The sequence below is a fragment of the Collinsella acetigenes genome (genome assembly GCF_012844445.1).
GTDB classification, from domain to species: Bacteria; Actinomycetota; Coriobacteriia; order Coriobacteriales; family Coriobacteriaceae; genus Collinsella; species Collinsella acetigenes.
This window is the reverse complement of the sequence record NZ_JABBCP010000006.1, coordinates 58,050-78,055: the sequence shown is the minus strand read 5'-3', so window position 1 is coordinate 78,055 and position 20,006 is coordinate 58,050. Positions and strand designations below refer to the sequence as shown.

Annotated in this window: 4 protein-coding genes; all 4 read left to right on the top strand. The window is 58.8% G+C overall.

Going from position 1 to position 20,006, the window contains the following annotated elements; genetic code table 11:
• Window positions 1–21: 21 nt before the first annotated feature.
• The 4 genes from HF320_RS07405 (at window position 22) to HF320_RS07390 (ending at window position 19,921) form a co-directional block, all read left to right on the top strand.
• Window positions 22–5,346: a discoidin domain-containing protein gene (locus HF320_RS07405; protein ID WP_169277755.1), complete on the top strand. Its 5,325-nt coding sequence runs from the start codon at window positions 22–24 to the stop codon at window positions 5,344–5,346.
• Between the two features lie 98 nt (window positions 5,347–5,444).
• Window positions 5,445–10,244 (top strand): discoidin domain-containing protein, encoded by a 4,800-nt coding sequence (locus tag HF320_RS07400; protein WP_169277754.1) that lies wholly within the window; start codon window positions 5,445–5,447, stop codon window positions 10,242–10,244.
• A gap of 43 nt (window positions 10,245–10,287) precedes the next feature.
• Window positions 10,288–16,380: a beta-N-acetylglucosaminidase domain-containing protein gene (locus HF320_RS07395; protein WP_169277753.1), complete on the top strand. Its 6,093-nt coding sequence runs from the start codon at window positions 10,288–10,290 to the stop codon at window positions 16,378–16,380.
• 106 nt (window positions 16,381–16,486) lie between these two features.
• On the top strand, window positions 16,487–19,921 hold the full coding sequence (locus HF320_RS07390) for an alpha-L-fucosidase (protein WP_169277752.1): 3,435 nt from the start codon (window positions 16,487–16,489) through the stop codon (window positions 19,919–19,921).
• The last annotated feature ends 85 nt before the right edge of the window (window positions 19,922–20,006 follow it).

Here is a 20,006-nt window from a genome sequence, read left to right as displayed (position 1 = left end):
TTAGAAAGGGGCGCTGCTGCCATGGTGAAGAACGGTCGTATGGTTGGATGGGCACGGGGGGCGGTGTGCGCGGCAGCGTTTGCGGCAGCTGCATTTACCCTTCCTGTGGCTCATGCGTGGGCGGCGGGCGCCGATTCGGTACCCGAGCTGCGCTCGCAAACGCAGACCCAGATGAGTTCTGCCCCCGAGGTTTCTTACGTGAGCAATGTAAGCGACCCCACCCAGCGTACGGTGTCGTTTAACGACAATTGGAAGTTCAACTTGGGTGACGCCAGCGGCGCCCAGGCGGCCTCCTTTGACGATTCGTCCTGGCAGTACGTCACGCTTCCCCATGATTACAGCATCGATCAGGACTATGCGTCCAACCTCGAGGCCGAGAGCGCCTATAAGCCGGGCGGCATCGGCTGGTATCGCAAGAGTTTCTTTGTCGATAGCGCTCTTGCGGGCAAGCAGGTTCGCATTGATTTCGATGGCGTCTACATGGATGCCACCGTTTGGGTCAATGGCACCGAGCTGGGTAACCACCCCTACGGCTACACGCCCTTCTCCTTCGACCTCACCCCGTATCTTAAGACGGGCGAGGAGAACACCATCGCCGTCAAGGTTAACCATAAGGTTCCCTCTAGCCGTTGGTACTCTGGCTCGGGCATCGGCCGCAACGTCGACCTCGTTGTGACCGACAAGGTCTCCGTTGCCAAGGACGGCGTGCACGTGAGCGCCCCTCAGCTCCAGAGCGAGAACGGTGGCAATGTGACCACCAAGCTTTCCTCCACCATTGTCAACAATGGTGACAAAGATGCCTCCGTGACGCTCGTGCAGACCATCTTCCCCAAGGGTGGCAATGCCGAGCAGGCGATCGGCACCGTGACTACCGACGCTCAGGCTGTTACCGCAGGCGAGTCTAAGACCATCGAGTCTCAGATCAGTGCTGCCAACCCGAGCCTTTGGTCCACCGAGTCCCCCAACCTCTACACGGTCCGCACCGAGGTTAAGGTTGATGGCAAGGTCGTCGACACCTACGACACGGTCTACGGCTATCGTTGGTTCAACTACGACGTCAACAACGGCTTTACTCTCAACGGTAAGAACGTGAAGCTCAAGGGCGTTTGCATGCACCACGATCAGGGCGCCCTCGGTTCCGTCGATAGCCGTGCGGCTGTCGAGCGTCAGGTGCGCATCCTGAAGGAGATGGGCTGTAACTCCATCCGTACGTCTCACAACACCCCGTCCCGCGTGCTCGTCGAGGTGTGCGAGGAGCAGGGTATTCTGCTCGATGAGGAGATTTTTGACGGCTGGACCGATGCAAAGAACGGCAACAGCTACGACTACGCTCGTTTCTTCAATACGAAGATCGGCGACTCCAAGATCATTGGCGCCAAGGCCGATCAGGTTTGGGCTGAGTTCGATCTTAAGGCCACCATCGCCCGCGATTACAACTCCCCTTCGGTCATTATGTGGTCCGTGGGTAACGAGATGATCACCGGCGGTACCAAGCCGTTTGACGAGACCGCCCAGCTCAACCTAATTAAGTGGACCAAGGAGGCCGACCCCTCTCGTCCTGTGACGCTCGGCGACAACCAGCTCAAGGGTGGCTCGTGGAACTATCAGCCCGGCAACCTTGCCAACGCTGGCGGTCTGATCGGTATCAATTACGCCGACGGCAGCAGGTATGATCAGCTGCATCGCAACAACCCGACGTGGAAGTTCTACGGTTCCGAGACAGTCTCGTCCGTTAACAGCCGCGGCGTTTACAGCACGCTCGGCAGCCAGGCCGACGCTGGTGGGCACCAGCTCACTTCGTACGATACGTCTTATGTGAGCTGGGGCCACACGGCCTCCCAGGCATGGTATGACACCATCACTCGCGACTTCGTTGCCGGTGAGTATGTCTGGACCGGCTTTGATTATCTGGGCGAGCCCACTCCGTGGAATGGCGTGAGCGCCGGTGTCCAGGGTGGCGACTGGGGTATCGCGCCCAAGAATTCCTACTTTGGCATTATCGATACTGCTGGCCTGCCCAAGGATACGTACTATCTGTATCAGAGCCAGTGGAACGACAACCTGCACACACTGCATATTCTTCCTGCGTGGAAGAACGATATGGTCAAGAAGGACAGCAGTGGCAAGGTGAAGGTCGTTGTCTACTCCGACGCTGCCGGCGTCGAGCTCTTCTTCACGCCTAAGGGCTCCACGACCCCGCAGTCGCTCGGCAAGAAGATGTTCACCAAGAAGACCACTGCCGCTGGTTACACCTACCAGATCTATGAGGGCGAGGGCAAGAGCGGCAACATGGCCGAGAATCTCTGGCTCAGCTGGAACGTTCCGTATGCCGATGGCACCATTACCGCCAAGGCCTATGACGAGAGCGGTAACGTCGTCTCGACCGAGAACTGGGATGGCCGTCAGAGCGTGACCACCACCGGTGCTGCTACCAAGCTCGAGGCTTCGGTCGATCGCACCGAGCTTTCTGGCGCTGGCGACCTCGCTTACGTCACCGTGAGCGTTAAGGATCAGGATGGCAACATCGTCCCCGACGCCAAGAACAACGTGAAGTTTAAGGTGAGCGGCGCGGGCGAGCTTGCCGGTATCGACAACGGTAGCTCCCCGGATCATCAGTCCTACCGCGACAGCAACCGCAACGCCTGGGCCGGTCAGTTGGTGGGTATTGTGCGCTCTAACGGCAAGGGAGGCGACATCACCGTCACCATGACCGCCGATGGCCTTGCCCCCACTACTGTGACGATTCCTTCCACTGCAACGAGTGACCCCGCTGCACCGAAGTCGATTACGAGCGTGACGTACTCTCGCTTCTACTATGTGAAGACCGGCAGCAAGCTTACCCTGCCCAAGCAGGTCGACGTCAACTACTCCGATGGCACGACCGAGAAGAAGGATGTTGCATGGGAGAGCGTTGGCGAGGATTCCCTCGCCAAGCCCGGCAACTTTACGGTTTCCGGCGACGTTGAGGGAGTCAAGGTTTCCTGCAACGTTACCGTGCTCGACGAGGTCGCAGCACTCCTCAACTACTCCGCCACGACCCCGGTTGGCACGGCTGCGGCGCTTCCCGACGCACGCCCTGCCGCTATGGCTGACGGCACCGTTCTTAACGCGAGCTTCCCCGTTACGTGGGAGATTCCGGCAAAGGATGCTTACAGCAAGGCCGGCACCGTGACCGTCAACGGCACCGCCAACGTCTTTGGTAAGGACCTGGCTGTTACTGCGACGATTCGTGTTCAGAACGAGAAGGTAACCATTGGCGACAACGTCGCTAGCTGCGGCGCACTTATGAGCGTTACGCAGAGCGTTCCCGAGAACAAGCAGTCCGACTCCCTGAATGCAATCAACGACGGTGTTACCGCCTTCACCCCCGGTGCAGGCGATGGCAGCGCAAACACCACGTGCTGGTCCAACTATGCGTATGCACAGGAGGGCAACACCGAGTCGAGCGTGACCTTCAATTACAACACGCAGCAGCGCATCGGCCGTGCCGTGGTGTACTTCGTCGAGGATTCTTGGTCTGCGAGCTATCCCGATGCCGGCACCACCAAGGTCGAGGTTTCCGAGGACGGCAACACTTGGCGCGAGGTCACTACGACCGAGACTATCGGCTCTGCCAGCAATCGCGTTAAGCCCTACACATATGAGTTCGAGCCCACGCTTGCTACGTTTGTGAGGTTCACCTTCACCAACAAGAACGTGACGCTCCCCCACGCCAAGCCCTGCACCTGCATCACCGAGATTCAGCTGCTTGAGGCCAAGGGTAGCTTCGACACCAATACCGAGGCTGTGCTCGATAGCCTGACGGTCAATGGCAAGAAGCTCAGCGCCAGCAACCTCGAGAAGGGTAGCTACTCCACCGCGGCCCTTTTTGCAACGGTTGATGCCACGGCGGCAAAGAACACCGCCGTTACGGTGCTCCCCGCTCACGACAGCAAGATCAACATCATCCTCGAGTCTGAGGACCACGCTACGCGCAAAACCTTTGTCATCAACTTGGCGGCTGACAACAGCTCGAGTGTTTTGCCCGACGACAACGACGAACGCGACATCCCCAACGAGGATATCAAGAACACGGCTGCTGGCAGCGAGCTGAACCCCGCTTCTGGCAACGAGGGCCCTGTTTCGTTTGCGTTCGACAAGAACAACGCCACGTACTTCCATACCAACTGGAGGAACGGCTATAAGCCCACCGCCGATCAGCTGTGGGTTTCCATGGAGCTCAAGGAGGCAACGAGCGTCGAGGCCCTGCGTTACTTGCCGCGTAACTCCGGTGGCGACGGCGGCTACAACGGCATCGTTACCGATTACGAGATTCAGTATCGCGAGAACGAGTCCGACGAGTGGAAGACCATTTCCACTGGTCACTGGAAGGGCTACAAGGACGAGGGCTTTGAGATGGGCTGGCGTGTTGCTCAGTTCGACCACCCTGTCACGGCTAAGTACTTCCGCTTTAAGGCCAACGGCACCCAAGCCGCCAGCGGTGACAACGAGCATATGAGCGCTGCTGAGATTCGCCTGCGCAAGACGAGCCCCGCTACCGAGATCAAGGATGAGCAGGTTGCTGCTGCCGATGCTCTTGAGGTCGCGAACATCAACGATGAGGACGACATCAAGGCTCAGATCGCCAAGACAATCGAGGTTACGGTTGACGGTCAGAAGCTCACCTACGGCCTGGATTACAAGCTTGGCTTTGAGATGGGCGACGTGAGCGAAAACGGCCGCCAGGTCACCGTTACCGTGACCGGCATCGAGGACTACACGGGTTCTGTCAATAAGGTCGTTAACGTTACCGAGACCAAGCCGACGCTCGAGGGCATTGCGGTGAACGCCGATGCCGCCAAGCGCGCTTACACCGAGGGCGACAAGCTCGATCCTACGGGCCTGGTTCTCACGCTGTCCTACAGCAATGGAACCACGGATCAAGTTGAGTACAACGATTCGACCAAGAACGACTTTACGTTCAACCCGTCCTTGGACACCGAGCTGGCGGAGAACGGCAACCTCACGGTGACCGTCACCTATGGCGGTAAGTCCAACAGCTACGTTGTTACCGTAAGCAAGAAGGCTCCGACCAATCCGGATAAGCCCAAGCCGGAGCAGCCCAATCCTGACAAGCCCAACCCGGACCAGCCCGGCGGCGGTAACCAGGGCGGCAATGGAAACCAGGGCGGCAACCAGGGCAACACCGGCAACAAGCCTGGTACCTCTGGAAAGCCCGGATCGGGCAACAACGGTGGCATCCCCAAGACGGGCGATACCTCGCTGTTCGCAGTTGCAGCGGCCGGATGTGCCGGTGCGTCGGCTATCGCTTGGGGCATCGTTTGCGCCAAGCGCCGCCAGAACTAGCGCTTCTTAGATGACGCGCTCCTGCTGGGGAGCGCGTCGTCTTGCGCCAAATAACGTTAGTGATTGAGTGAGACATAAGACAGGAAGGGGACGTGAGCATGACGGTACAAAAGACCAAAATGCTGCACCGAGCAGTCGCCATGATCGCATGCATGTTTGCGATCGTGTTTGCGTCTTCGCTGCTCTGCGTGCGTCCTGCCGCAGCAGCAGAAGTGACCAATCTCGCCCTCAATAAAACCGCAGTGGCGGATAGTGAAGAGGCGTCGTCGGTTGCTGCCGGCAAGGCAGTTGACGGCAATGACTCTACGCGCTGGGGTAGTGCAGAAGATACTGCCGGCGGCGCCCATTGGATCTACGTTGACTTGGGGTCTGCCAAGACCGTAAAGAAAGCGACGATCAAATGGGAGTCGTATAAGGCGACCGGCTATAAGATTCAGTATGCGACGGGCAACACGGCGCCCGCAGCCAATAGCAGCGATTGGAAGGACATTCATACGTCCAACGACCGTCCTGCGTCCCTTACCGACGAGATTACGTTTAGCTCTCCTGCAAAGGGGCGCTTCTTCCGTCTGTACATTACGGGTTTCACGAGCGCCGATCCCCAGAATACGGTTCCCGAGTGGCCTACCATTGCCGTAAACGAGTTTGAACTCTACGGCGACGAAACTGCGGCGCCCTCTACCCAAGATCCGCAGCAGAATGTTGCTCGCGGCAAAAGTGCTGTTGCTGATAGCGAAGAGGCAAACACTCTCGGCGCTGCCAAGGCCGTCGACGGCAATACGACGTCTTCGAGCTCCCGTTGGGCAAGCGCGGTTGACGCTACCGCATCTCAGGACGGCGGTCCTCATTGGATCTACGTCGACCTGGGCCAGCAGCGCGACGTCAAGTGCGTCCGTGTGTTCTGGGAGCTGCGTAAGGCTAAGGGTTATAAGATTCAGATTGCTAACGGAGAAAGCGCCCCCGCCGCCGATAGCTCCGATTGGAAGACGGTTTACACCAACGATGGGCATCCTTCGAGCAAGACCGATTTGGTTACGCTCGACAAGGTGTATCAGGCTCGTTTTGTCCGTCTGTATATCGACCACAACACCTATGCCGATCCCGATGGTGGCGTCGCATGGGGCAACGTTTCTATTTTCGAGCTCGAGGTCTACGGCGGCACGCCCAAGATGGACATGAACGGCCTTGCCGATGCCATCAAGGTCGAGGCTCCCAAGAAGGGCGACACGCAGCTTAAGGTCACCCTGCCCACTTCCAGCGAGTATGACGTCACCTACAACGGCACCGACTACGAGCAGGTTGTTGGCGCTCAGGCTGAGGATGGCACGATTCCCATCTATCAGCCAGTCGTCGATACGCAGGTCAAGGTTTCCTTTAAGGTGACCAAGAAGAGCGATAAGAACACCTATACGTTCAAGGAGATCCCCGTTACCGTTCCCGGTAAGTTCCAGGTCGAAGCGGGCGACAACACCGCTCCCGAGGTTCTGCCGCAGCTGCGCGAGTGGAAGGGTCGCTCCGGCTCCTTTGCTCCTACCGCTCAGACCCGTGTTGTCTATGACAGCGACGATTTCAAGACGGCTGCCAACGAGCTGGCCGCCGATTACAAGGACCTGTTTGGCTCCGAGCTCGCGGTCGTTAAGGGCAGCTCTGCCAACGCGGGCGACATCTTGCTCTCTAAGACCACCGATACGTCCCTCGGTCTTCAGGACGAAGGCTATCTCATGGAGATCACCGATTCCGTGAGTGTCAAGGCCGAGACCAAGGCGGGCGCCTACTGGTCCACCCGCACTATTTTGCAGGCCCTCAAGACCGGTAACGGTTCCATCCCGCAGGGCATCACCCGCGATTACCCGCTGTATAAGGTACGCGGTCTGATTCTCGACGTGGGCCGCAAGACCTTCTCGCTTGAGTGGCTCCAGCAGATGAGCAAGCAGCTCTCCTGGTTTAAGCTCAACGATTTCCAGGTGCACCTTTCCGACAACTACATTTGGGTCGAGGAGTACTCGGACGATACCGTCAACACTGCCTATAACGGCTTCCGTCTGGAGTCCGATATCAAGAAGGGCGGCAACAACGGTAAGAACAAGGCCGATCTGACGAGCACCGACGTGTGGTACTCCAAGGACGATTTCCGCGAGTTCATTCAGCACTCGCGTGATCTCGGTGTCAACATCGTTCCCGAGTTCGATATGCCGGCACATTCCCTGGCACTCACCAATGTGCGTCCCGACCTGCGTACGCCTAAGTCCATGACGCGTCGTGGCAACGACCACCTTAACCTGGCTCAGAAGTATGACGAGTCGCTCGAGTTCGCGCTTTCCATCTGGGACGAGTACCTCACCGGTTCCAACCCTGTCTTCGACAACCAGACCATGGTCCACATTGGCGCTGACGAGTACGAGGCCGACGGCAACGCATACCGCAATTTCGTCAACGACCTCTTTGCGCACATGGAGGCTTCGGGCCGCACCGCTCGCGTGTGGGGCAGCCTCACCTGGATCAAGGGTTCCGTTGACGTTCAGGGTAAGGGTGCTGCCGGCCAGCACCGCCAGATGAACCTCTGGAGCAAGGACTGGGCCAAGATGGACGAGATGTACAACCTCGGCTTTGACCTGATCAACTGCATCGACAGCAGGTATTACATCGTCCCCAACGCCGGTTATTACTTCGATTATCTCAACGACAACACTATCTATAACTCTGCGATCAACAATTACAACAACGTTACGATCCCTGCCGGCGACGAGCAGATGATCGGTGGCGCCTTTGCCGTCTGGAACGACATGTGTGGCAAGCGCGAGAACGGCATCTCCGAGTACGATGTCTACGACCGCATCACCAACTCCGCTGGCCTGTATGCTGCTGCCACCTGGGGCAAGGGCACGGCCGACGTCTCCACTGCAAAGGCTACTGCCAAGAAGCTTGGCGACGCTCCCAATACCAACTTTGGCTACGAGACCACGGCCAATGCCGAGGGTACCGTCATGCAGCTTGGTATGGACGACGCCAGCGACGCCTCGGGCAACGGCAACAGCCTCAACCTGAAGTCTGCCAAGGACGCTGAGATTGTCGACGTCGACTTTAAGAAGGCGCTTGAGCTCAAGGGTGGCAAGAGCTATGTCGCGCTGGATTCCGATCTTGAGACCGCTGGTCTTGGTAACGATCTGCGCGTGAAGGTCAAGCGCACCGATGCCACGAGCGACAAGGATCAGATTCTGTTCGAGAGCCCCTATGGCTCCATCAAGGCCGTTCAGGCAAAGACCGGCAAGGTCGGTATTACCCGCGAGAACCGCGACTACTCCTTCAACTACACGCTTCCCATGAACGAGTGGGTTGAGCTTGAGTTCAAGAATGAGGGCATGGGCAAGGTTTCGCTCTATGTGAATGGCGAGCTCAAGGAGACCATCGGCCAGGATGGCAACAATAAGCTCAAGGCCACCTGCATGTTCCCGGTCCAGCGCATCGGCAGCAAGACGAATGCCTTCACGGGTTACGTCGATGATGTTCGTCTGACGCGTAGCGCTACGTTTGCGACCACCATGGCGCTCGATAATGCCGAACTCAAGGCCCGTTCCGTGCTCGCTGCCGGTGCTGACGATGCCGAGCTCGAGACGCTCGTTGAGCAGGCTCGCGCTCTTATCAACCAGGTCAACCCCGATGCCGCCGAGATCGCCAATCTCACGCAGCAGATCAACGACCGCGTTGCCAACGTCAAGTACAAGCCTGCCGATTACAGCAAGCTCGACGCTCTGCTCGCCGCAATTCCTTCTGACCTGTCTGTCTATACCGACGAGTCCGTTGCGGCACTCACGTCTGCGCGCGATAGCATCCAGCGCGATCTGCCGGTGAGTATGCAGGATACGGTTGATGCCTACACGAAGACGCTCACCGAGGCAATTGAGGGCCTCGAGCTTAAGTCTGCAGACAACAACTTCGCTCAGAGCGTGACCGCTACAGCCTGCTCCGAGGAGAAGACCGGCGAGACCGCTCCCAACGGTCCTGCTGCGGCTGCCGTCGACGGCGATGAGTCCAGCTTCTGGCACAGCCAATGGAGCGCTCCCGCCGACAATGACATGCCTCACTGGTTCAACGTCAAGCTTGCTGCTCCCGCCAAGGTGAGCGGTATGGTGTACGTGCCGCGTACCGGCAGCTCCAATGGCCGCTTGACCAAGTACCATGTCGAGGTGAGCACCGACGGCGGTAGCACCTATACGAAGGTTGCCGAGGGCACGCTCGAGTCCAGTGTGGGCGCCAAGAACATTACCTTCGACGAGCCTGTTGCCGGTGCAACCGACGTCAAGCTCTACTTTGATGAGACCGATGGCGATAGCGCCGCAAATAGGAATAAGTTTGCAACCGCTGGCGAAATTCGCGTTCGCGTCATCGACGAGACGGTTGACCTCAATGGTCTTGCCGCTCTGATCGAGCAGGCCGAGGGCCTCGACAAGAATTCGTACACGACGGCTACCTGGAAGAAGCTCGAGAGCGCGCTTGCCGATGCCAAGGACGTCGCGGCGAGCGATAACCCAACGTTCGAGGCTGTGAACGATGCCAAGGCCAAGCTGCGCTCCGCGATGCTGGGCCTGCGCCCCGGCACCCCGGATCCCGTTACTCCCGACCCCGACAAGCCGAATCCGGATAAGCCCAACCCGGATAAGCCCAACCCGGATAAGCCCAACCCGGACAAGCCGGGCACTTCTGATGGCGGTAATGGCGGCTCCGGTACCGCTGGGTCCAACAAGGGCGATTCGACTACGGGCAACAAGGGCGATAAGAAGCCTGGCACCCTGGTTAAGACCGGTGATGATCAGGCAATGTACATCGCGGCCGCGGGTGTCGTGGGCCTGCTTGTTGTCGGTGCCGGTGTCGTGCTGTATGTCAAGAACCGTCGTCAATAGCACGAAGTCGGATGAAGACCTGCCTCAAGAAAGGGTTTAAGAGATGAAGAAACGGATGATAGCCAAGCTGCTCGCTGTCACAGCGGTTATGCTTGCCTGCTTGGGCGGCTTGGCTCCGTTTTCGGCCTATGCTGATGATGCAGCGGCCGAATATAAGCTGTACCCCACGCCGCACAGCATGGTGTACGGCAACGGTGCGCAGACGCTGCGCAACAAGGCAAGCGTGCTTACAGAGTCCGGCATTGATGCCGATACTATCAGCCGCCTTGATGAAGCTTTGGCGCTGAAGGGCATCAAAGCAAAGAGCGTTGACGCTATTCCTTCCAAGAGCACCGTGACGACGGTTCTTGTGGGCGTCAAGGGCTCCGGCGGCGCGGTCGACACCTATGTTGACCAGCTGGTGCAAGATGACAAGCTGTCCTATACGGACGGCCTGTTCGACCACAATGATTCCTATGTCTTGGCTTCGCTTCCGTCTGACGGCAACGAGCCCGACCGCGTTATCGTTTTGGGCAAGACCACCGATGCCGCCTACTATGGCCTGACCACGCTTTATCAGATTCTGCAGCAGACTCCCGATGCCAAGCTGCGCACCTTTACCATGTCCGACTATGCGGACGTGGTGACGCGCGGCTTTATCGAGGGCTACTATGGCAATCCTTGGAGCACTGAGGATCGCGTGAACCTGATGCAGTGGGGTGGCTACTACAAGCTCAACGCGTATGTTTATGCTCCCAAGGATGACCCCAAGCACAATGCCAAGTGGCGTGAGCTCTACACCGAGGAGGAGCTTACCGAGAAGATCGAACCGCTTGCAGAGGCCGGCAACACCTCCAAGTGCCGCTTTGTGTTCGCGCTTCATCCGTTTATGCACAACCCCATCACGAACTCTAACTACGACGAGTCCGTGGCAATCCTTAAAGAGAAGTTCACCCAGGTTATGGATCACGGCGTTCGCCAAATCTCTATCCTTGCCGATGATGCCGGCAACCAGGGCAGCGCTCTGTACACCAGGCTTTGCAATGACATGACCGATTGGCTGCACGAGAAGCAGACCGAGAAGAACGCCGACGGATCGCTTAAGTACCCTGGTCTCAAAGACACGCTTATTTTCTGCCCTGTGAACTACATGGGCTGGGGCGAGTCCTGGTATGCCAACCTGCCCAAGACCGTCCAGGTTATCAACACCGGCGGCCGCGTGTGGGGCAAGGTCGACAACAACTTCACGTCGTCCTTTACCAACAATTCTGGCGTTGCCCCCTTCATGTGGATCAACTGGCCGTGTACCGACAACAGCAAGAACACGCTGTCCATGGGTGGCTACGAGAACGCTTTGGGAACCGATGTCCAGCCCGGCAAGGTTCAAGGCGTCGTCCTCAACCCCATGCAGCAGTCCGAGCCTTCCAAGGCTGCTATCTTCATGAATGCCGATTTCTCCTGGAACCTGTGGAAGAGCCAGGAGCACGCGGACCAGGCGTGGGAGGATTCGTTCTCCTATGTTGACCATAACTCTCCCACTGCCACGAAGGGCTCGGATGCTTTGCGCGAGCTGAGCCGCCACATGAAGCGCTACACGGGTGGCGGCGTGGTCTTTGAGAGCCGCGAGTCTGCCAATATCAAGAGCGAGCTCCAGGCCTTCCAGGGCAAGGTTAACGCCGGTGCGGTGACGGTCGAAGACTGCGACAAGATGATTGAGCTTTTCACCGGCTTGCAGAATGCTGCAAAGACCTATCGTTCCAACGCTGGCAACAAGGCCATGCTCGGCCAGATTGTGTACTGGATCGATACATGGGACGACGTGACGCGCGGCGCTATCGCCGAGCTCCAGGCGCTCAAGGCCGATCTTGCTGGCGACAGCTCCAAGATGCTTTCCAAGTATTCCGAGGGCTCCGATGCCCTGGCCGCTTCGCGCAAGCATGGCTTCCATTACGTAGACCACACCGAGTATGCAACAGTTGGCAACGCCTACATCATGCCGATGATCAACGCGCTTGATGGCTATCTCGCCCAGCGCGCTACGCTTGCGGCAGACCCCAACGCCGATACCACACAGTTTGTTACCAGCCGCACCGACACCCCCGAGGGCAAGACCGAGAACGTCTTTGACGGTAAAGCCACCACGGGCGTTGTCTACAAGAACCCCAACAAGCTCACTGCCGGCACCTACTTTGGCATGATCAAGAGCAAGCCGTTCGATCTTACCAACGTGACCTTTATCCAGGGCAACGGTGCCGACTACATGCAGCACGCCAAGCTTCAGACGTATGATGGCGAGAATTGGAACGATGTTGAGGGCCAGGGAGACCTGACCGGCACCACCGTCGCCATCACCGGTTTGGACATCAAGGGCGTCTACGGCGTGCGCCTGATCGCCACGCAGGACAACAGCCGCGACGCTTGGCCGACGATCTATGAGATCCAGGTCAACAAAGAAGAGCAGACTCCCGAGGGTCAGCCCGTCGCAGGCGCGGTGACCATCGATGGCCAGGTTTTGGCCGCACAGTCGCTCTCCAACATCAACGACGGCAACGTCTCGACCTATGCACACCTTCAGTACAAGAAGGCCAATGCCGGCGACCCCGAGTACGACATCCGCGATACCACGCAGTTCGGCGCTACCGTGACCCTTACGTTTACCAAGACCTCCGAGGTCGATACCTTCACGTTCGTGCAGGCGGCACGCAACGGCAACGAGCCTACCTCTGGTGACGGCATCAATGCCGGCGTGCTTGAGTACCAAAACGAGGCCGGTACCTGGATCAAGGCCGGCGATATCGACGGCACTGCTACGCAGACTATCACGCTGCCCAGCGCCGTTAAGGCAAAGGCCATTCGCGTCAAGAACACTGCTGCTACCAAGTCTTGGTGGAAGGTCTTTGAGCTTTCCGCCACCAAGGGCGCTACCTCCGAGGCCGAGCCCACCGCTACGGTTACGAGCACGGGCCTGGACGTGTACCAGTCCTACGCGCTTTCCCGCGTAGTCGACGGCAGCGAGGATACGTACGCTTGGGTTAAGCACAACTCCGGCGGCGGCAACATCAAGAGCGGCGATACCATCACCGTTACCTACTCCGCTCCCAAGACTGTGGGCCACGTGCGCTATGTCCAGGGTGGCGACAACCTTTCTGCCGGTGCGCTCGAGTACACCGTCGATGGCGTCAACTGGGTCAAGTGCGGCGATATCACATCGAGCCGCGAGCAGGAGTTTGATTTCGAGAACGTGCAGATTCGCGGCATTCGCGTGCGCGCGACCGAGGATACCGCCAAGTGGTGGCAGGTCCACGAGATCGCTACCTCCAAGGGCAAGGAAGCCAGCACCGGCACCATCCGCTCCGACATCTCGGGCGTGAGTCTCAAGGCCACGGGCGAGGACGGCGGCGTCCAGCTTTCCGACGGCACCGTCTCGTTTGGGGCTGGCAATTACCTTGCGGTCGATTTGGGCGCCGTTCGCAACGACGTTTCCATCAACACCGACGACATGACGCTCCCCGAGGATGCCAAGGTTGTGTACTCTCAGAACGCACTTGAGTGGCTTGACTACGCCAGTGCCAAGAAGCCTGTCCAGGCCCGTTTTGTGGGTATCAAGGCATCCGCTGCCTGCGATGTGGCGTTCACCAATTTCTCTGCGAGCTACAAGACGGTCAAGGCTCCCTCTTATGTAAAGGGCGACTTGGGCAACTTTGACGCTTCGAAGATCTTCGACGGCGACCTTTCCACCACCTTCAAGAACACCCAGGGTGCCACCAAGGGCAACACAATCGTGTTCGACCTGGGCCAGGAGCGCACGATCAATTCTGTTGCCTACTACGTTCCCGAGACCACCTACGATTTCATCCGCAAGGGTGTTATCGAGGTCGCCGATAGCCCGGATGCTGCTGATGATCAGTGGACCGAGGTTCTCAAGATCAACAGCGATACCGCTACGATCGAGAACACGTTTAACAGCGATACCGCCAAGACCACAGCCTGGCTCACGCATGACACCAAGAACCCGGGCAACATGTACACGGCTAACCCCAAGACCGATGTCACCGCTACCAATGAGAGCGATCCCAACGGTACCGAAAAGCTCAACGTGACCGGTCGCTACATGCGCATCCGCTTTACCGCGACCTATACGCAGCGCTGGATCGAGATCGGTGAGATTCGCATCAACGGCGGCGAGTATGTAAGCACCTACGGTGATGCCGACTTTGACTCCTCGAGCACCGAGGTGGAGGGCAAGACCCCTGCCAACCTTGCCGATGGGGACACCAAGACCGCTTGGCAGCCGCAGGACAACAAGGGCACCCTGGTGTACCACGTTTCCGAGCCCATTGCCGAGGGTGGCAAGGTGTACTCGGGCGTGCGCATCGTTTCTGCCGGCACTCCTTCCAATGCCAAGGTGAGCGCAACGGTCTACACCGATGCCGCCTACAGCAAGACGGCGGATGTCGAGCTGGGCACGCTCAACCAGCCCGTGAGCGAGTTCTGCTTTGGCACGCTTACCCGCGCCGCCGGCTCCACCTTCTCTGCCGTGAAGGAAATCACGATTACTTGGGACGGTACGGCTCCCCAGATTGCCGAGTTCTTCTTGATCGATGACGCCAATCCTGCTGACACCACAGCGCTCCAGGCTGCTATCGATGAACTTGACGGTAAGGACGTGAGCGGTTGGACCAAGTCGACCGCCGACGCCTTCAACAAGGCTCTCGCCACTGCGAAGGAGACGCTTGCTAACACCAAGGCCACGCAGACGACGGTCGATTCCGTGACCGCCGCTCTGAGGTCTGCCAACGCCGCCGGCGTCGAGAAGTATACGGGCGAGGCTCTTCCCAAGAAGATCTCTAACGACGATGGCCAGTACACCGTTGTGAGCTATCAGGCATATGCGGACGCCTATGCCGAGGCCGAGCAGGCTTTTGCCAACCCCGATGAACTCGCTAAGTCCGAGGGCGAGGCTTTGCTTGCCGCGCTCAAGGCAAAGAAGGACGCGCTGGCCTATGACCAGAGCGCTCTGCAGCGCGCCAAGGTGGCTCTTGCCGACGCCAAGCTGTTGTATGGCGAGGCTGACGCTGCTGCCGATAAGTACACGACCGATAGCGCCGCCGCTTATCGTGACGCCATGAACGCTCTTGAGCAGCTGGTTGCCAACGCCGAGGCAACGCCAAAGGCGCTCAAGGCTGCTCAGGACGCGCTTGAGGATGCCGAGGGCAAGCTGGTCGATGCCAGCGAGCTCAGGGCTGCACGCGCTGAGTATGAGAAGACGAATGGCAAGCTCTACACCGATGAGTCGTTCAACGCATATATGGCTGCCTACGACGAGTCTGACGCCGTGCTTAAGAACGGTACCGCCGAGCAGGTTGCTGCTGCGACCGCCAAGCTCAACGATGCCAACGCTGCACTCGTTTTGCGCCCCGCTGTCGATCTGAACAAGGTCATCGCCGAGGCCGAGAAGCTCGACAAAGCCGACTACACCGAGGCAAGCTGGGTGCCGTTCGCTGCCGCCATTGAGGCCGCCAAGGCTCCGCACGATTCGGCCAATGACGCCGACCTGGCTCAGGCTATTACCGATGCCAAGGCCGCATTGGTCAACGTCAAGGCACTCAAGGCCGACATTGCTTCTGCCAAGAAGGCTCAGGCCAAGGATTACACCGAGGACTCGATGGCTCAGCTCAACGCTGCCGTCGCCGAGGCAGAGGAAGTTCTTAAGAACGGTTCTGTCGACGAGGTCGCTGCCGCGCGCACCAAGATTGCCGATGCTCTGAAAGTACTGGTCAACGTGAGCGCCCTTAAGGACGCTATCGTCAAGGCTGAGAACCTGGATACCGCCAACGGTACCGATGAGCAGAAGGCTCAGCTTGCAGACGCTATCGCAGCTGCCAAGGCCCTGCTTAAGAGTGGTTCTGCCGATGAGGTTGCCGCTGCTCTCGAGTCGCTTAACGCGGCCATGGGCGTCTTTGGCGGTTCGGGTTCGGTTAAGCCCGAGCAGCCCGGCACGGGTAGTGGCAACCAGCAGGGAGGCTCTGGCCAGAACAAGCCTGGCAAGCCTTCGAATGGTTCCAGCCTGCCGGGCACCGGCGACGTGTCGCTGATAGCTCCGATGGTCCTTGCTGGCCTCGGTGCCGCGGCTCTTTACCGTTCTCGCCGTCGTTAACGGCATTTGCCGGGGCGGGCTTGATGTATACAAGCCCGCCCTCTTTACCGTCATAGGGCGGCCGCTCCGGCGCCCGGCTTGATGTTCGCAATCTGAGGGGGAAGACATGTTCAAATACGTAGGAAATTTAAGGAGGGTGGGAGTCCGAGCGTTACTGTCTGTTGCACTGCTCTTTGCAGCGGCAGGGCCGCTTGCCGCGACGCCCACGCCCGCGTTTGCCGCCGATGCGCCTCAGCAAAACGCTGCTCTTCCCAGCAGCGCGCAGTACAAATATCAGAAGGACGAACTTGCGGCGTTTTGCCACTTTGGTCCCAACACGTTCAACGAGATTGAGTGGGGCGAGCACTACGGCAATAAGGCTCCGAGCGAGATTTTCACGCTTTCGGAGGACTTCGACGCCGATAATTATGTCAAGACCATCAAGGACGCGGGCTTTACGAGGCTCATCGTAACCGCCAAGCATCACGATGGCTTCTGCATTTGGCAGTCCAATCTAACCGAGTACGACATGGGTGGCGTCACCCAGTACAAGGATGGCAAGGGCGATATCCTTGCCGAGCTTTCAGCTGCCTGCACCAAGTACGATCTGGACATGGGTCTCTATCTGTCCCCTTGGGATATCCATGACGCATCATATGGTTATTCCAATGGCGAGGATACCGGTATCGGCACCTCGACCGATCCCAAGGTCAACTACAACTACTACTACGATGGTCAGCTCAGGGAGATCTTGGGCAATAAGAAGTACGGCAACAACGGCAAGTTCGTTGAGGTCTGGATGGACGGCGCCAAGGGTTCCGGCGCCAATGCCCAGGTCTACGACTTCCAGCGTTGGTACAACACCATCAAGGAGCTCCAGACCGAGGATTGCCTGATCTTCCAGGGCGGCACCTTTGCGGGTATCCGTTGGATCGGTAACGAAAATGGTCTGGCTCACGACACCACCTGGGGTCCGTGCAAGACCGATTCCAACTCCGACAACGGCTTCAACACCAATCTGAGCGGTGGCTACAGCAAGGGTTTCCCCGATGGCGACAAGTGGCTCGTTCCCGAGGCCGATTCTCGCATTACTTCCGGTTGGTTCTGGGGCACGACCAAGAACACCCCCAAGACGCTCACCGAGCTGGGCAACATGTACTTCCAGTCTGTCGGCCACGGCGCTCCGCTGTTGCTGAACGTACCGCCCAACAACAAGGGCAAGCTCGATCCTGCTATCGCCGATCGCGTTCGCGAGTTTGGCCAAAACATCAAGGATTCGTTCAAGGACGACCTGACGCGAGCCAACGATCACGGTCGCGTCGTTGCTACGGCCCAGGCCAGCAGCACCTGGAACGACAACGAGGATTATGGTGCCTCCAAGGTTCTGGACGGCAAGGACGATACGTATTGGTGCGCCAAGAGCGCTGCCGACCAGACGCTTACCGTCAAGCTGCCCAAGCCCACGACGTTTGATATCGTCTCCATTGAGGAGGCAATCCAGAACGGCCAGCGCATCTCCGGCTTTACGGTTTCCTACCAGACCGAGGAGAACGGCGCCTGGAGCGACTTTGGTCGAGGCGGCACGATTGGCGCTAAGCGTCTGGTTCGTGGTACCGCAGTAACCGCCACGGCTGTTAAGGTCACGTTCACGACCCATAATTTTGGTGATGAGAACCTGAGTCTCCCGCAGATTTCCGAGGTGGGCCTGTTCAAGGCTTCCCGCGGTTTTGAGAAGCCAGCTCCGCTGCCTGAGGGCATGACCGGTATCGATAACACTGAGATGACCAAGACCGGTAATTGGAACGACGAGAAAATCGACGGCTGCTTTAAGGGTACGAGCATGTGGACCACGCAGTCGGGAGCCACGGCCTCCTTTAGCTTCACGGGCACCAAGTTCGCCATCGTGGGCACCAAGGACCCCAACCACAGCACGTTTACCGTCTCCATCGACGGCGGTGCAGCCCAGACGGTCGATACGCACGACTCCGTGCGCACCGTTCCGGCGCTGCTCTTTGAATCCGAGACGCTTGATGCTGGTACGCATAACGTCGTCATTAAGGCTACGGGTACCGTTGGCATCGACGCTGCCGCCTACCTGAATAACGGTAGCACCGGTATGTTCGATTTCACCGAGACCAACGTCACCATGGATGAGGACAGCACTCATGCTTTCACCATCCGTCGTACGGGCGGCTCCAAGGGTTCTGTGACGCTGGTCGTCCAGCCCGAGCCCGGCTCTGCCATCCAGGACAACTTCGACACCACGCCGCAGGAGGTTACCTTCGCAGACGGTGAGACCGAGAAGCAGGTTGATATCAAGACCCGTCGCGTCGTGACCGGCTCTGCCGCCGATGGCGACAAGCAGTTCTCGGTTTCCCTTGCGGTTAAGGCCGGCGAGGGTGCCGTCATTGGCTACCACGGTGTGGCAGATGTCACCATCACCGACCTTGACGCTGCGTGCAATGCGCTCATCGCTCGTGCCGAGGCTTTGGATACCGATAACTTCAATGCCGATTCCGCAGCTGCGCTGACCACCGCCATTGAGGCCGCTCGCAACGCTGCCGATAACGGTGACGTCAGGGGTGCCGATGTTCGAGCGGCTATGAAGGCCCTGCAGACCGCGATGGACAATCTCTCGTTTGCCTTCCCGACGGAGGAGGGCAAGACCGTAACAATCGAGGCCGAGCATGGCACCTTGCACGACGACCACTCGAATGACAGGGATCAGTGGGGCGGTAACTACCCTATGGAGATCACTGATTTTGAGGGCGCAAGCGGCGGCAAGATCGTGAACGCCATCAATAACGGCGACGCTGTGTCCTATCGCGTGAAGGTCGAGCGCCCCGGTACCTACCGCGTTGCGCTTACCTACTCCTCGGGCTCTGCGTCCAATGCAATTAAGCTTTTCGACGATAACGGCGTGTTCAAGGCTATCGACTCTGTCTCCGCCGGTCATACGAACCCGCGCGAGCTCAAGACCGTGACGTTTGACCTTGTTGCCAAGAAGGCCGGAACAACTACCCTTACGGTTGGCACCCCCGGCAACGCAGACGCTCCTCGACTCGATAAGTTTGACATCACACTGACCGCATCCGCCGTCGACAAGGCCGAGCTCCAGAAGGCCGTCGACGATGCCGCCAAGCTGGTCGAGGACGACTACACCGCCGAGACCTGGGCCGGCTTCAAGTCCGCGCTCGACGCCGCCCGCGACGTGCTCGCTGCCGCCGACGCCACCCAGGACCAGGTCAACGACGCCCTTGCTGCTCTGACCGATGCTCGCGCTGGCCTCAAGAAGGACGAGGTCAAGCCTGATCCCGGCAAGCCGAACCCCGACAAGCCCAACCCGGATCAGCCCGGCAACGGCGAGCAGGGCGGCAACGGCAACACCGGCACCAAGCCTTCGGGCAACGGCAAGCCTTCGGCAAAGCCCTCCGCTTCTTCCAAGAAGGAGCTTCCCAAGACCGGTGACGTTTCGCTTCTGGGTGCAGCGATCGCCGGTACCTCTGGCGTGGCTGCTCTTGGAGCGGCTCGCGTGATCGCTTCCAGGCGTCGCCGTCGATAGTTCGTATCGCGACGAAATAGCAAAGACGCCCCTGGGGACGTCTTGATGACGGCGAGGACTCGTGCATAAACGCGGGTTCTCGCCG